Source organism: Pseudomonas sp. MPB23 (assembly GCF_046605395.1).
In the GTDB taxonomy this organism is placed as follows: Bacteria; Pseudomonadota; Gammaproteobacteria; order Pseudomonadales; family Pseudomonadaceae; genus Aquipseudomonas.
Genome location: NZ_CP176771.1, coordinates 1,926,933 through 1,942,043, shown reverse-complemented (window position 1 = coordinate 1,942,043; position 15,111 = coordinate 1,926,933). Strand labels below are relative to the sequence as shown.

Annotated in this window: 14 protein-coding genes and 2 pseudogenes; 5 read left to right on the top strand and 11 right to left on the bottom strand. The window is 62.3% G+C overall.

Annotated features, from left to right (window positions below; genetic code table 11):
- Position 1 precedes the first annotated feature (1 nt).
- Positions 2–862 carry a MurR/RpiR family transcriptional regulator gene (locus ACLH0J_RS09030; RefSeq protein ID WP_411391686.1) on the bottom strand — a complete coding sequence of 287 codons (861 nt, stop codon included), beginning with the start codon at positions 860–862 and terminating at the stop codon, positions 2–4.
- A 12-nt stretch (positions 863–874) separates the two neighbouring features.
- A complete protein-coding gene (locus ACLH0J_RS09025; RefSeq protein ID WP_411391685.1) occupies positions 875–2,224 on the bottom strand; it encodes a gluconate:H+ symporter in 1,350 nt (449 codons plus the stop codon).
- Between the two features lie 248 nt (positions 2,225–2,472).
- On the opposite strand from ACLH0J_RS09025, the gene ACLH0J_RS09020 reads away from it, so the two are divergent.
- On the top strand, positions 2,473–2,853 hold the full coding sequence (locus ACLH0J_RS09020) for a lysozyme inhibitor LprI family protein (RefSeq protein ID WP_411391684.1): 381 nt from the start codon (positions 2,473–2,475) through the stop codon (positions 2,851–2,853).
- 25 nt (positions 2,854–2,878) lie between these two features.
- Here ACLH0J_RS09020 and ACLH0J_RS09015 read toward each other — a convergent pair whose 3' ends face one another.
- From ACLH0J_RS09015 to ACLH0J_RS09000, 4 genes are all read right to left on the bottom strand, one after another.
- Entirely contained in the window at positions 2,879–4,324 is a 1,446-nt protein-coding gene (locus ACLH0J_RS09015) for a SulP family inorganic anion transporter (RefSeq protein WP_411391683.1), read from the bottom strand.
- 192 nt (positions 4,325–4,516) lie between these two features.
- Positions 4,517–5,413 (bottom strand): LysR substrate-binding domain-containing protein, encoded by an 897-nt coding sequence (locus ACLH0J_RS09010; protein ID WP_411391682.1) that lies wholly within the window; start codon positions 5,411–5,413, stop codon positions 4,517–4,519.
- A 30-nt stretch (positions 5,414–5,443) separates the two neighbouring features.
- Positions 5,444–6,034 carry an NAD(P)H-dependent oxidoreductase gene (locus ACLH0J_RS09005; protein ID WP_411391681.1) on the bottom strand — a complete coding sequence of 197 codons (591 nt, stop codon included), beginning with the start codon at positions 6,032–6,034 and terminating at the stop codon, positions 5,444–5,446.
- Between the two features lie 117 nt (positions 6,035–6,151).
- On the bottom strand, positions 6,152–6,916 hold the full coding sequence (locus ACLH0J_RS09000) for a sulfite exporter TauE/SafE family protein (RefSeq protein WP_411391680.1): 765 nt from the start codon (positions 6,914–6,916) through the stop codon (positions 6,152–6,154).
- A gap of 183 nt (positions 6,917–7,099) precedes the next feature.
- Here ACLH0J_RS09000 and ACLH0J_RS08995 point away from each other — a divergent pair, with 183 nt between their 5' ends.
- Positions 7,100–7,996 (top strand): LysR substrate-binding domain-containing protein, encoded by an 897-nt coding sequence (locus ACLH0J_RS08995; RefSeq protein ID WP_411391679.1) that lies wholly within the window; start codon positions 7,100–7,102, stop codon positions 7,994–7,996.
- On the opposite strand, the gene ACLH0J_RS08990 is transcribed toward ACLH0J_RS08995, so the two are convergent.
- Both ACLH0J_RS08990 and kynU read right to left on the bottom strand, forming a co-directional pair.
- On the bottom strand, positions 7,942–9,348 hold the full coding sequence (locus ACLH0J_RS08990) for an amino acid permease (protein WP_411391678.1): 1,407 nt from the start codon (positions 9,346–9,348) through the stop codon (positions 7,942–7,944). The two genes, ACLH0J_RS08995 and ACLH0J_RS08990, sit on opposite strands and share 55 nt — an antisense overlap.
- Before the next feature lie 273 nt (positions 9,349–9,621).
- Positions 9,622–10,872 carry a kynureninase gene (gene kynU, locus ACLH0J_RS08985; protein WP_411391677.1) on the bottom strand — a complete coding sequence of 417 codons (1,251 nt, stop codon included), beginning with the start codon at positions 10,870–10,872 and terminating at the stop codon, positions 9,622–9,624.
- A gap of 144 nt (positions 10,873–11,016) precedes the next feature.
- Here kynU and ACLH0J_RS08980 point away from each other — a divergent pair, with 144 nt between their 5' ends.
- Positions 11,017–11,490 carry an Lrp/AsnC family transcriptional regulator gene (locus ACLH0J_RS08980; RefSeq protein WP_411391676.1) on the top strand — a complete coding sequence of 158 codons (474 nt, stop codon included), beginning with the start codon at positions 11,017–11,019 and terminating at the stop codon, positions 11,488–11,490.
- 14 nt (positions 11,491–11,504) lie between these two features.
- On the opposite strand, the pseudogene ACLH0J_RS08975 reads toward ACLH0J_RS08980, so the two are convergent.
- A pseudogene (locus ACLH0J_RS08975) lies at positions 11,505–11,609 on the bottom strand (catechol 1,2-dioxygenase); the annotation flags it as partial.
- Between the two features lie 29 nt (positions 11,610–11,638).
- Between ACLH0J_RS08975 and antC the strand changes: the two are divergent.
- Both antC and ACLH0J_RS08965 read left to right on the top strand, forming a co-directional pair.
- Positions 11,639–11,773, top strand: a pseudogene (antC, locus tag ACLH0J_RS08970) (anthranilate 1,2-dioxygenase electron transfer component AntC); the annotation flags it as partial.
- 76 nt (positions 11,774–11,849) lie between these two features.
- Complete coding sequence (locus ACLH0J_RS08965) at positions 11,850–13,253, top strand: amino acid permease (RefSeq protein ID WP_411391675.1); 1,404 nt, start codon at positions 11,850–11,852, stop codon at positions 13,251–13,253.
- Positions 13,254–13,327: 74 nt separating this feature from the next.
- On the opposite strand, the gene kynA is transcribed toward ACLH0J_RS08965, so the two are convergent.
- Both kynA and kynB read right to left on the bottom strand, forming a co-directional pair.
- Entirely contained in the window at positions 13,328–14,200 is an 873-nt protein-coding gene (gene kynA, locus ACLH0J_RS08960; RefSeq protein ID WP_411391674.1) for a tryptophan 2,3-dioxygenase, read from the bottom strand.
- Positions 14,197–14,847 (bottom strand): arylformamidase, encoded by a 651-nt coding sequence (gene kynB, locus ACLH0J_RS08955; RefSeq protein WP_411391673.1) that lies wholly within the window; start codon positions 14,845–14,847, stop codon positions 14,197–14,199. Before kynB ends, kynA begins: the two co-directional genes overlap by 4 nt.
- Between the last annotated feature and the right edge of the window lie 264 nt (positions 14,848–15,111).

Below are 15,111 nucleotides of genomic sequence, written 5' to 3'. Positions count from 1 at the left end.
GTCAGTCTCCAAGCGGCAGGCTGTCGGGGCCGCCGCGATAGTCGTCCAGGGCCAGCTTGATCCGGCGCAGGCGTTCCTGGTTGGCGTCCGGCTCGGCCAGCGCCAGCTCGGTGGCGAGCAGGTCGATGGCCAGCAGCATGCCGTAGCGCGCCGCCGTGGGTTTGTAGATAAAACTGGTTTCGGCCGGTTGCAGCGGCAGCAGCACATCCGCCAATTGGGCCAGGGGTGAATCGGCCAGGGTAATGGCCAGGACGCGCGCGTCGTAGTTGCGCGCCAGTTCCACCACGTCCAGCAACTCGGGGGTAAGGCCGCTGAGCGAGCAGACAATCAGCGTGTGTTCGGGGCCCAGGGTCGCTGCCGTCACCCGCATCATCACCGGGTCATGGCACGCGGCAATCGAGTAGCCCAGACGCACCAGGCGCACCTGCAACTCATCGCTGCACAGGCTCGACGGGCCGCCCATGCCGAACGCATGGATCATCCGCGCCTTGCCCAGCAGGCTGACCGCATCGACGAAACTCGTCTGCTTGAACCCCGACAGGTGCTGGCGCAAGGTCGCCTCGATATCCCCCAGAATCTGGCGATGGAACGCCGACTGCTCAGGCTTGCCCGCCGGGTCCAGGAAGCGACTGCCGACGCCGCTGGCCTGGGCCAGTTGCAGGCGCAGATCACGCAAATCCCGGCACCCGACGCTGCGCGCAAACCGCGACAACGTGGCGGTGCTGACCTCGGCGCGCTGGGATAACGCCTCCAGGCTGGCCGACGCGGCGAACCCCACATCTTCCAGCATCAGCTTGGCGATACGTCCTTCGCCGGCGCTGAAGGAATCCTGACGGGCGCGGATCTGGTAGAGGATGTCCATGGGGTCTCCGGATTACAGGATGCACGACAGACCATAGGTCAGACCGAAGGCGACCAGCGAAATCAGGGTCTCCAGCACGGTCCAGGTCTTGAAGGTCTGGATCACCGTCATATTGAAGTATTCCTTGATCAGCCAGAAGCCGCCGTCATTGACGTGGGAAAAGATCACCGAGCCCGCACCGGTGGCCAGCACCAACAATTCAGGGTGTGGATAACCCAGGCCCAGGGCGACCGGCGCGACCACGCCGGAGGCCGTCGTCATCGCCACGGTGGCCGAGCCGGTGGCAATACGCATCAGCGCAGCGAACAACCAGCCCATCACCAGCGGCGACAGGTTGAAGGCATGGGCCAGGCCGAGGATCTCATGGGTGACACCGGCGTCCACCAGGATGCGATTCAGCCCACCGCCCGCGCCCACCAGCAAGGTGATGCTCGCGGTCGGCGCCAGGCATTCGTTGGTGAACTTGAGGATCGCTTCGCGGTTGAAGCCTTGGGCCAGGCCCAGGGTCCAGAAACTCACCAGGGTCGCCACCAGCAGCGCGATCACCGAGTTGCCGATAAACAACAGGAACTGGTTGAACCCGCTGCCCGGCGTGGAAAGCACGTTGGCCCAACCGCCGATCATCATCAGCACCACTGGCAACAGCAGCGTGCCCATGGTCAGCGCAAAGCTCGGCAAACGGGTGCGGGGCTCACGCTCGATGAATTGGCGTTCCAGCGGGTTGTCTGCCGGCAAGTGAATGCGCGGCACGATGAACTTGGCGTAGACGGGACCGGCGACGATCGCCGTGGGGATGCCGATCAGAATCGCATACAACACGGTCTGCCCCACCGACGCGTTATACGCCAGCACCGCCATCATCGCCGCCGGGTGCGGTGGCACCAGCGCATGCACCACCGACAACCCGGCGACCATCGGCAGGCCGACCATCAGGATCGACACCCCCACCCGCCGCGCCACCGTAAACGCAATCGGCACCAGCAATACAAAACCGACCTCGAAAAACAGCGGCAGCCCCACCAGGAAGGCGATGCACACCATGGCCCAGTGCGCATTGCGCTCGCCGAAACGCTCGATCAGCGTACGCGCCACCTGCTCGGCGCCGCCGGACTCGGCCATCATCTTGCCGAGCATGGTGCCCAGCGCCACCACCAGGGCGATATGCCCCAGGGTTTTACCGACGCCCGCCTCGTAGGACCCCATGATGGTGTCCGCCGGCATCCCGGCCATCAGCGCCAGGCCGATGGACACCAGGGTGATGACGATAAACGGGTTGAGTCGGTAACGTGCAATCAGCACGATCAAAGCAATGATGGCGATGGCAGCGTATGCCAATAGCCCGAAGCCCGGTGATGCGACCATGCGGTACTCCTCGGAAAGGGTCACGTCGAATGCGTTGTGAAACTCATAAATCATTACCGAGGCGTATTTTCAAACCGGATGAAAGTCATTTTCGTGCACGGACAAGCGCTGTCGCATTGGGATATGCCCGACGGGCATGGATGAAAATTCGGGGGGTGTTCTTACATGAAGATAAGAGGATGTCGGAAACTGAGCGGCGACCATCGCGTCGTAGAATGCCTACTCCCTCATGCCCAGGAGCATCGACCATGATTCGCACCTCCCTCACCGCCGGCGTCCTGCTGCTCGCCCTGTGCGGCGTCACCTCGGCCGCCGAAAACGCGGCGCTGAAAAAATGCATGGACGGCGCCAACACGACCGCCGACATGGTCAGTTGCAACGCCAAGGCCGCCAAGGTGCAGGACGATCGCCTGAACCGCGCCTACAAGACCGCCCTCGCTGCCCAGGACGGCGCGCGCAAACAGCAACTGCAAGACGTGCAGCGCCTGTGGATCAAATACCGCGACGCCAACTGCGCCTTCGCCGGCTCCGCCACCGGCGGCACCATTGACCAGATCAACGGCTCCGGCTGCGTGCTGGACATGACCCAGACCCGCGCCCAGGAACTGGAAGACCTGGTCGGCCCGTAACCCCCGCTCCTACAAGGGTTTGTGGTCAGTCGTGGTGGACCTTGGCGCGCTTGAGCAGTTGCTTGCAGCGCTCGGACAAATGCAGCACCCGCAGGTGCTTGCCGGCCTTGCTGTAGCGCTCGCGCAGGGTCATCAGCGCGGCGATCGCCGAATAGTCGACAAAGCTCAGGTGACGGCAATCGAGCGTCACCACGGCCGGATCGCTGGCCGGATCGAACTGGTTCAAAAACGGCGTGGTCGAGGCGAAGAACAAGGTGCCGTGCAGGCGGTAAAGCTTGCTGCCATCGGCTTCCAGATGCGCATCGGCGTACAGCTCGCGCGCCTGTTGCCAGGCGAAGTTCAGCGCCGCGATCACGATCCCGCACAGCACCGCCGTGGCCAGGTCGGTGAAGACCGTGATGACCGTCACCGCAACGATCACCAACACATCATTGAGTGGCACCTTGTTGATCACCCGCAGCGACGCCCAGGCGAAGGTCTGCTGAGACACCACAAACATCACCCCCACCAGCGCCGCCAGCGGAATCCGCTCGATCAGCGGCGACAGAAACAGAATGAACAACAGGATCATCACCCCGGCGAACACCCCGGAAAAACGCCCGCGCCCGCCGGAACTGAGGTTGATCACGGTCTGCCCGATCATCGCGCAACCGCCCATGCCGCCGAACACCCCCGAGACCATGTTCGCCGCGCCCAGGGCCACGCTTTCGCGGTCGGGGTAGCCACGGGTCTCGGTGATTTCGTCGGTGAGGTTCAGGGTCAGCAAGGTTTCCAGCAGGCCGACCATGGCCATCAGGAAGGCGTAGGGCACGATGATGCCCAGGGTTTCCAGGGTCCAGGGGATTTGCGGCAACGCAAAGCTCGGCAGGCCGCCGGCGATGTGGGCCATGTCGCCGAGGGTGCGGGTCGGCAGGCCGAGCAGGTACACCGCCAGGCCCACGCCAAGGATCGCTACCAGCGCGGGCGGCACGGCACGGATGATTCGCGGCAACAGGTAGACAATGGCCATGGTCACCAGCACTAGGCCGGTCATCACATACAGCGGCGTGCCGTTGAGCCAGGTGTCACCGCTTTTGAAATGCTCCAACTGCGCCAGGGCGATGATGATCGCCAGGCCGTTGACGAACCCCAGCATCACCGGGTGCGGCACCATGCGCACCAGCTTGCCCAGGCGTAACAGGCCGAACGCGACCATGATCAAACCGCCCAGCAGCACCGTGGCCAGCAAGTACTCCACGCCGTGTTGCACCACCAGCGCGACGATCACCACCGCCATCGACCCCGCCGCACCGGACACCATCCCCGGCCGCCCGCCGAACAGCGCCGTGAGGGTGCAAATGATAAAGGCGCCGTAGAGCCCCATCAGCGGATTAAGGTGTGCCACCAGGGCGAAGGCGATGCATTCGGGCAGCAAGGCGAAAGACGTGGTGAGGCCGGCCAGGGCGTCGGCGCGAAGACGGGTAAGGTTCATGAGGTACCAGGGCATTGCGGGGGATAAGGCGGGGAATGGTACGGAATTGGGAAGAGGGGAGCCAGATTTTAAACACGCGCGGCATATTGCGGTGATGCTCGATTGCTGTGACGAGCGGGCTTGCCACAACAAGCCCGTGTTCCACAACAAACCGGCTGCCAGATCCCCCCGCTTTTACGCACCAGTCACGCTTCAGCACGCATACCGCGCCAGCTTGGCCTGAATGAAGTCCAGGAAGCACTGGATGCGCAGCGCCAGTTGCGAGTTGCGGTAGAACACCGCATGGATCGGCTGACGATAACCGGTGTTGAACGCTTCCAGCACCGGCACCAGGCGCCCGGTGTTGATGTCGTCGATGGTCATGAAATTCGACAGGCAGCAAATGCCCTGGCCTTCCAGTGCTAGCTGGCGCAGGTTTTCGCCACTGGACGCGGCAATGCCGGGTTCGATCAACCAGCGGTCGCCTTCCCCGTGGCGCAGCGGCCAGTGGTTAAGGGTTTCGGTCTGGCTGAACCCGAGCAAGGTGTGCTCGGCCAACTCGGCGACGCTGGTCGGTGTGCCGTGTTGCTGCAGGTAAGCGGGGCTGGCAAGGATATGCAGCGGCGTACAACCGAGAGAACGCGCATGCAGGGTGGAGTCCGCCAGGGCACCGATGCGAATGGCAATATCGGTGCTCTGTTCCAGCAGGTCGATGATCAGGTCATCGCTGTTCAGCTCCAACTGGATGTCCGGGTAGAGCCGGCGAAACTCGGCGATGTACGGCACGATCCCATGCAGCATGAACGGCACGGCCGCGTTGATGCGCAGGCGCCCGGCCGGTTTTTGCTGGCGCGACGACAGGTGCTCTTCCAGCTCATCCATCTGCGCCAGGATCAGCTTGGAGCGCTCGAAGAAATACTTGCCCTCCTCGGTCAAATCCATGCGCCGCGTGGTGCGGTTGATCAGCGTGGTGTCGAGCTTGGCTTCCAGGCGCGACAAGGTGCGGCTGACCGCCGACGGCGTCTGCCCGACCTGCTCCGCCGCCGCCGAAATCGAGCCGCACTCAATCACGCTGACAAAGATCTGTAGCTCGTCGGATCGGGCTTTCACGGGCTGTCCTCGTTCTCGGTTCAGCGCAGCTTACACCGAGAGGTTGAACACCTGCGCCAGATGCTGCTCGTAACGCGCCACGTCGGCCTCGATGGCCGGGCGCTTCATCACGTCCACACACAGGAAGGTCGGCAACGCGGTCATGCCGAGGAACTCATTGGCCTTGTGGAACGGGAAATACACCGCGTCCACGCCTTTGGCTTCAAAGAAGTCGCTGGGGTCGTCGAAGGCTTGCTGCGGTGCGTTCCAGGTCAGCGACAACATGTACTGCTTGCCCTGGATCAGACCGCCGCTGCCGTACTTCTGCGACGCGTCGGAGCGGGTGCGGCCATCGCTGGCGTACAGGCTGCCGTGGCCCTCGGTGAAAACTTCGTCGATGTATTTCTTGACGATCCACGGCGCGCCCATCCACCAGCCGGGCATCTGGTAGATGATCACATCGGCCCAGAGGAATTTGGCCACCTCTTCGGCCACGTCGTAGCCTGCGTCGATATGCGTGACCTTGACGTCGATCCCGCCACGGTCCAGCAGGGCCACGGCGGTGTCATGCAGGGTGGTGTTGTAGCGGCCGTCGGAGTGGGCGAATTTCTTGCCGCCGTTGAGCAGAAGCACTTTTTTCATGGGAGTCATCCAGAAGGTTGAAAAGATCTGGAGGCAGACTACCGGCTTGGATCAGTGGGAATAAGCCACGAGACGGCAAAATACATTTGACCTGTACGCACGAATAGATCGCTATTGTTAACCAGCGATCAGCAGGTGGCCGCCCAACAACGCCATGCCGATGAAAAATACCCGTTTGAATAACACCGCGCTGATGCGCCGGCGCACCACCTGACCCAGCCACATCCCCAACAGTGCGGGCGCCAGCGCCAGCAGCGAGGCATTGATCTCGCCGCCGCCAAGATTGCCGCGCCAAGCCAACCCGGCGGCCAGGGCCAGGGTCGACACGCTGAACGACAACCCCAGGGCTTGCACCAGTTGATCGCGCGTCAAACCCAGGGCCTGCAGATACGGCACCGCAGGAATCACGAACACTCCGGTGGCCGAGGTGATGGCCCCGGTGATTACGCCACACAGCGGGCCCAGCCAGCGCTCGGTTCGAGGCTTGACGTTGAAGCTGGGCAGCAACAGTCCACTCAACGCATACAGCAGCAACGCGCCGCCCAGCGCATGCACCACCCACTGGCCGCCGTCCATGCCCAGCCACAACGTGCCCAGCCCGGTACCGAGGAAGATCAACAACAGCATCGGCCACAAACGCCTGAGCAAACCGCATAAATGGCAGCCGAACGCCAATTGCCAGAGGTTGGTGACCGTCGACGGAATGATCAGCAACGCCGCAGCCTGCGCCGGCAACATAGCCAGACCGAGCATGCCCATGGCCACCGTCGGCAGGCCGAGGCCGATCACACCCTTGACGGTGCCGGCCAGCAGGAAGGTACCAATCACCAGCAGGGTCAAGGCGGGGCCGAGATGTTGGTAGAACGCGAGGAAGGTATTCATGCGGTGATTGTGGTGCTTTCGGAGGGGCTCGCAAATGCGCCATATACTGAGGCAGACTCTTGTTTTGCCTGAGGCTTAGGGCCTCATCGCGAGTAAGCTCGCGCCTACAAAATTCACCCACGCCCCTGTAGGAGCAAGCTTGCTCGCGATAGCGCCAGTCCAGCGAAAGGAAATCTTCCAGCCATGCACTTCGACCTGATCGACCTACGCCTCTATCTGCATGTCCTCGACACCGGCAACATCACCGCCGGCGCGGCCCGCAGCCATTTATCCCTGGCCGCCGCCAGCGCGCGCATCCGTGCGATGGAAGCCGCGTTCGGGGTTGAATGCCTCGAACGCGGCCGCCGCGGCGTCACACCGACGGCCGCGGGCCAGGCCCTGGCGCGGCATGCCCGGCTGTTGCTGCAACAGGCCGAGCACCTGCAACAGGACCTGGCGGAATATGCCAAGGGCGTCAAAGGCCAGGTGCGCCTGCTGTGCAACACCACTGCCCTCAGCGAATACCTGCCGGAACTGCTGGCGGATTTTCTGCGCGACCACCCCAACCTCGACATTGACCTGCAGGAACTGCCCAGCCTGCGCATCACCCAGGCCTTGCGCCAGGGTACCGCAGACCTCGGGATCATCTCCGACGCGGTGGACACCCACGGCTTACAGACCCTGCCCTTTCGCGACGACCCGCTGGTGCTGATCATGCCGCTGGCGCATCCGTTGGCGGCAAGTACGGTGAGTTTTATCGACAGCCTGCATTACGACTACGTGGGCCTGACCGCCCACAGCGCGTTGGCGGTGTACCTGGAAGAACAGGCGTTGCACGCGGGGTTTCGCTTGCAAACGCGGATCCGTGCCGAGGGTTTTGACGGGGTGTTGCGCATGGTCGCACGCGGCGCGGGCCTGGGGATCGTGCCCCGGGCGGCGCTGGCGCGCTGGCCGTTGGCGCAGCGCGTCAAGGCCCAGCCGTTGCGAGAGGATTGGGCCTGTCGAACGCTGCTGTTATGCGCGCGCTCGTTCGAACAACTGCCGGGTTATGCCAGGGCCTTGCTCGACGCCTTGGCCCTGCCCTTGCGGAAAAACCCGTAATACACCGCCGACAGAATCAGCAGGAACGGCACGCCGAACACCAAGGTCATCTTGAACGCATCGGTGAAATACGTGGTGATCATCACCGCGCCCAGCAGCACCAGACCCAGCAGCGTGCTGTAGGGAAACAGGCGCAGTTGGAAGGACAACTTCGCCCCGCCATGACGCTTGCGATAGCGGCGGAAGAACAGGTGCGTCAGGAAGATCATGAACCAGGTGAAGACCGCGCCGAACATCGAGATCGCCATCATCAGCGTGAACGAGCTTTCCGGGTAAACCACGTTAAGCAAGGTCGCCAGGCCGATGCCCGAGCTGGACAGCAACAAGGCGTTCAGCGGGACGCCGCTCTTGCTCAACGCGCCCATGGACTTGGGCGCAAAGCCGGCGCGGGACAGGCTGAACATCATGCGCGTAGTGATGTAGAGCTGGCTGTTCATCGCCGACAGCGCCGCGATCAGGATCACGAAATTCATTACCCCGGTGGCGCCGGGAATGCCAAGGGTCTGCATCACCGTGACGAACGGGCTCTGCGTCTGCCCGGCCTGGTTCCACGGCACGATGGCCAGCATCAGCGCCAGGGTCAGCAGGTAAAACACCACCAGGCGCACGATGGTCGCGCGAAAGGCTTTCTTTACCGCCTGCTCCGGGTCGGCCGCTTCACCGGCGGCGACGGCGATCATCTCTACGCTCAAGTAGCTGAAGATCGAGATGATCACTGCGATCCACATACCGCTCAAGCCATGCGGGAAAAACCCGTCGTGGGCCGTGTAGTGCTGCACCCCGTACTGCGGGTTGCCGGAGCCGAACACCACGTACACCGCAAGGAGGATGAAACCGACGATGGCGCTGATCTTGATCGTCGAAAACCAGTATTCGAAGTTGCCGAAGGTTTTCACGCTGATGGCATTGAGCAGGATCAGCACGCTGGAGAACGACACGATCCACACCCACTCCGGCACGTTGGCGAACCAGTACTTCATGTACATCGCCACCGCCGTGACCTCGGCGCCCACCGCCAGCACAATCGCCGCCCAATAGGCGTAGCGCACCAGGAACCCGGCCAGCGGGCTGATGTAGAACTCAGCGTAGGCCCCGAAGGAGCCGGAAGTGGAATGGGCCACCGTCATCTCCGCCAGGCAGCCCATCAGCAGCAAGGTGATCAATGCACCGATGGCGTAGCTCAGCAGCACGCTGGGCCCGGCATAACCGATGGCATAGGCGCTGCCCATGAACAGCCCGGTGCCGATGGCGCCACCGATGGCGATCATGCTCATCTGGCCGGAAGTGAGCTGGCGCCTCAGGCCCAGTTCGCGGTGGGTGATTTCTGCAAAGCCGTCGTTTGGCGTGGTCACGTTGGTGTGCCCCTTATTATTGTGATTGCACGATTTGTCTGTTGCCGCAGATCCCTGTGGGAGGGGCTTGCTGGTGATAGCAGCCTTTCAGTCGATACCTAGGTGACTGATCCGCCGCCATCGGGGGCAAGCCCCCTCCCACATTGAGCCTGCGTCAGACACTCAATGGATGAACACCGCAGCCCCCGATGGCGGTGTGTCGGTCGCCGGATTCGCACGCTGATACAGCGCTATCGGGAGCAAGCTCCCTCCCCCATTGTTGTCTGTGTTTATTCAAGTGACGCTGTTACGGACCTTGAATTGCGCCTGGTCCCAGGTGCGGTTGTCGAGGATCTCACCGAGGATTTCCACGGCGTCCCACACTTCGGTAAAGCAGGTGTACAGCGGCGTAAAACCAAAGCGCATGATGCGCGGCTCGCGGTAGTCGCCAATCACTCCACGGGCAATCAGCGCCTGGATCACCGCATAACCGTCGGGGTGTTCGAAGCTCACATGGCTGCCGCGTCTGGCGTGCTCGCGCGGGGTGATCAACACCAGACCATGGGCGGCGCAACGGGCTTCGACGCACGCGATAAACAGGTCGGTCAAGGCCAGGGATTTACTGCGCAGGCTGGCCATGTCGGTCTGTTCGAAAATCTCCAGGCCGCATTCCACCATGGCCAGCGAGGTGATCGGCTGGGTGCCGCACAGGTAACGCGCGATGCCGGCACTCGGTGCATAACGCGTCTCCATGGCGAACTGCCGGGTATGCCCGAACCAGCCCGACAACGGCTGGCGCACCACGTCCACCAGCGCCGGGTTGACCCACACGAACGCCTGGGAACCGGGGCCGCCATTGAGGTATTTGTAGGTGCAACCGATCGCATAATCGGCGCCGGCCCGATGCAGGTCGATGGGCACCGCGCCTGCCGAATGCGCCAGGTCCCAGAGGCTCAGCGCGCCGCACTCGTGGCTCAACGTGGTGAGCGCGTGCATGTCGTACAGGTAGCCGGTCTTGTAGTTGACGTGGGTGAGCATCACCACCGCCACGTCCTGGTCGATGGCCTGGGGCAGTTCGTCCGGGCAGTTGACCAGGCGCAGCGAATAGCCCTGTTGCAGCAACTCGGCGAGGCCTTCGGCGATGTACAGGTCGGTGGGGAAGTTGCTCGCTTCGCTGACGATCACCTTGCGCTGCGGCGCGCGTTGGCGCTGCACGCTCAAGGCGGCGCTGAGCACCTTGAACAGGTTGATGGAAGTGGTATCGGTGATCACCACCTCGCCCTCGCCCGCGCCGATCAACGGCGCCAGGCGATTGCCCAGGCGCTGGGACAAGTCCGCCCAACCCGCGCGGTTCCAACTGCGAATCAAGCCATTGCCCCACTCCTCGGCGATCACCTGCTGCGCCCGCGCAAGCGCGGCCACCGGACGCGCGCCGAGGGAGTTGCCGTCAAGGTAGATCACCCCCTGCGGCAAGGCGAACTGGTGACGCAGCGGCGCCAACCGGTCCTGGTCGTCAAGGGCTTGGCAATGGCTTCGAGTGATCATGGGCTGTCCTGGTTTTTGTAAGTGAAGATGCCGTAAATAATGAGCGAAGCTTTAGAGAATTTTCGTGCAAAGTTGCGGGCAACAAGCTAATTAAGCTGTAGGAAATTCGAAGTTCAACCGAAAACACGCGGATTTATTCTAAGCATGATTCTCGACGCCACCGACCTGCGCCTCCTGCATTTCCTGCAACAGGACGGCCGTATCAGCAACCAGGAACTCGCAGAAAAAGTCGCGCTGTCGCCCTCCGCCTGCCTGCGCCGTCTACGCCTGCTGGAAAGCGAAGGCATCATCAGCGGCTATCGTGCGGTGTTGAATGCCGAGCGGTTGGGGATCGAGCTCGAGGCCATCGTCCACCTGTCGCTGCGCCAGGACGTGGAGGATTGGCATGAGATGTTTATCCAGAAGGTGCAAGGCTGGCCGGAAGTGGCCAGCGCCTATGTGATCACCGGCGCCAGCAACTACGTGCTGCGGGTGCAGGCGCGCAACCTCAAGCACTTTTCGGACTTTATCGTGAACCACCTGAACCGCACGGCGGGGGTAATGGATATCCGTTCGGAGATCGTGTTGCAGAAGATCAAGGATCGCGATGAAGTGTTGGACCTGGTCGTGCGCAAATAGCAGCAACACCATCGGTCAAAAAATGCACGAACCCGCTGCATACGCTTTTGCTCCAGCGGCGCATCGGCAAGCTGCACCTCAAAGTCAAAATCGATCTACGCAAAGCGCCCTTCCACACCCAGGTGCCGATGCCCCGGCGCCGAGATGAGAATGGCGGGACAGTTCGGCCGATCTGTACGTGTGCGGGCCCCCTCCGATGGTCGATTCCATCCAACAATGGCTGGTGGATCAGGCACTTGATGGCGTTCAGTTGTATTACGAGAAGTTCACGCAGAGTAATATCTGCCCCCTCAGCACTTCTGAGGGGTTGGGCACGGCGTGTAATCAACCCCGAGAAAAACAAGTAGAAGGGAATGTTAATGGCGGATGACATGGTTAACCCGGTAGGCCTCAAGCGCGGCCTGAAAAACCGGCATATTCAGCTGATTGCCTTGGGCGGCGCGATCGGTACGGGGCTGTTCCTCGGTTCGGCCGGCGTGCTCAAGTCGGCGGGGCCGTCGATGATCCTCGGCTACGCGATTGCCGGTTTCATCGCGTTCCTGATCATGCGCCAGCTCGGTGAGATGATCGTCGAAGAGCCGGTGGCCGGTTCCTTCAGTCACTTCGCGCACAAATACTGGGGCGGTTACGCGGGCTTCCTCGCGGGCTGGAACTATTGGGTGCTCTACGTGCTGGTGGGCATGGCCGAACTGACGGCCGTGGGCAAGTACATCCAGTTCTGGTGGCCGGAGATTCCGACCTGGGTCAGCGCGCTGGTGTTCTTTGTCGCGGTGAACCTGATCAACACCCTGAACGTGAAGTTCTTCGGTGAGACCGAGTTCTGGTTCGCGATCATCAAGGTGGTGGCGATCGTCGGCATGATCGTGCTCGGCTGCTACCTGCTGTTCAGCGGCTCCGGCGGCCCGCAAGCGTCGATCAGCAACCTGTGGAGCCACGGCGGGTTCTTCCCCAATGGCGGCATGGGGCTGTTGATGTCCATGGCGTTCATCATGTTCTCCTTCGGTGGCCTGGAGCTGGTGGGCATCACCGCTGCCGAGGCCAGCGAGCCACGCAAGGTGATCCCGAAAGCGATCAATCAGGTGGTGTATCGCATCCTGATTTTCTACGTCGGCGCGCTGACCGTGCTGCTGTCTCTGTACCCGTGGGATCAACTGCTGCAAACCCTCGGCGCGTCGGGCGATGCCTACAGCGGCAGCCCGTTCGTGCAGATCTTCTCGCTGATCGGTAACGACACCGCCGCGCACATCCTCAACTTCGTGGTGCTGACCGCGGCGCTGTCGGTGTACAACAGCGGCGTGTACTGCAACAGCCGCATGCTGTTCGGCCTGGCCGAGCAAGGCGACGCACCGAAAGCGCTGATGAAACTCAACAAGCAAGGCGTGCCGCTGCGGGCCCTGGCGATTTCGGCGCTGGTGACGCTGCTGTGCGTGGTGGTCAACTACGTCGCGCCGCAGAGTGCGCTGGAGTTGCTGTTTGCGCTGGTGGTTGCCTCGCTGATGATCAACTGGGCGCTGATCAGCATCACCCACCTCAAGTTCCGCAAGGCCATGGGCGAGCAAGGCGTGGTGCCGTCGTTCAAGACCTTCTGGTTCCCGTTCAGCAACTACCTGTGCCTGGCGTTCATGCTGATGATCATCAGCGTGATGCTGGCGATTCCGGGGATTCGCAATTCGGTGTTTGCGATGCCGGTTTGGGTGGGGGTGATCTACATTGCCTACCGCTTGCGCGTCAGTAAGGCGAAAGCGGTAGCCGCCGCGCAGTAATACTCCTGTGGGAGCAAGCCCCCACATTTGGTTGCATTCCAAATGAAAAGCCCCGGTGATCCGGGGCTTTTTGTTTAGAGCGTGGAACGTACTCGCCACAGCTCGGGGAACAGCACCGTGTCGAGCATCTTGCGCAGGTAACCCACGCCCTCGGTGCCGCCGGTGCCGGGCTGGAAGCCGATGATCCGTTCCACCGTGGTCGCATGGCGAAAGCGCCATTGGCGGAAGGAGTCTTCCAGGTCGATAAACTTTTCGGCCAACTGGTACAGGTCCCAATAACGGCTCGGGTCACGGTAGACCTCGCGCCACGCCGCTTCCACGGAGGCATCGTGAACCGTCGCCGCCGTCGGGTCACGTTCGGCGCGTTGCGGGTCGATCGTCAGGCCGGCCTTGACCATCAAGTTGATCGCTTCGTCGTACAGCGACGGCGTGGCGATCGCCACTTGCAGTTCTTGCAACAATTGCGGGCGATGGGCATGAGGCCGCAACAGCGCCGGGCTTTTGTTGCCGAGGATGAACTCGATCTCACGGTACTGGAACGACTGGAACCCGGACGATTGGCCGAGGAACGGGCGAATCGCCTTGTACTCCGACGGGGTCATGGTCGCCAGCACCGCCCAGGCGTGTACCAGTTGATCGAAGATCCGCGAGACCCGCGCCAGCATCTTGAACGCCGGCGGCAACTCGCCCAGGCGCAAGTGTTCGCGGGCGGCCTTGAGTTCGTGGAGCATCAGTTTCATCCACAGCTCGGAGGTCTGGTGCTGGATGATAAAGAGCATCTCGTTGTGGTCCGGCGACAGCGGGTGCTGGGCGCTGAGGACTTTGCCCAGGTCCAGGTAGTCGCCGTAGCTCATGGACTCGGAAAAATTCAACTGGGCGTTATGCCATTCTTCCGGCGGTTGCTGATCTGCCTGCTTATAGTCTGGAGAGAAGGGACACTGGCTCATCGCGTCGGCTCCAAAAGCGGGCGCAGGATTGCGCGAACCGGGCTGGCGTCGAGGTGGGCAAACCGCAGCGGCAGGGCGATCAGTTCATAGTCGCCCTCCGGCACGTCATCGAGGACGATGCCTTCGAGTATCGCCATGCCATGGCGGGCCACGGCGTTGTGGGCATCCATGGTCTTGGACTGTTGCGGGTCCAGGGACGGCGTGTCGATACCGACCAGGCGCACGCCCAGGCTGGCGAGCAGCTCGATAGTCTGCGGGGCGATGGTGGTGAAGTTCGCATCCCATTCGGTCAGCGGCGCCTGTGGATAAGTGCGCAGCAACACACGTTCCGGCAAGTTATCCACACGCCCGTGCAACTGCTGCGGCTGCACCAGCGCGCCGCTGTCCAGGCAGTGCAACACGCGGCACGGGCCCATGTACACGTCCAGCGACACTTCGCCGATCGGCGCGCCGTCCGCGCTGTAATGCAGCGGCGCATCGACATGGGCGCCGGTGTGCGGCGACAAGGTAATGCGCCCGACATTCACCGGGCACTCCGGGCCGAACTGCCACACGCGCTCTTCCTGGAACGGCGTATCCCCCGGCCAGGTCGGGGTCGCCGTACTCAAGGGCGGGCTGATGTCCCACCACGTTTTTATTGGGTTCATATCAAGGCTCTCGGTCGTGAATGAAGTGAATGATACGAGGGCCAGTCGTGAATTTTCTTGCGAATTCCGGCGCCAAGCGGGAAATCTTTCGCACTTACTGCGAGAAAACGGCTTATTTACGCTCGAAAATGTCGCCGAGCCACAGTGGCGCTGCCCCTCCCACATTGACTGCACATGGCCTGAGGAGTCGTATTCGCCTGCGCTTCTGGGCATCCCGATGTCGAGTTCAGACCACTGGCGCAACGCCCAAGGCCTTAGGGTGCA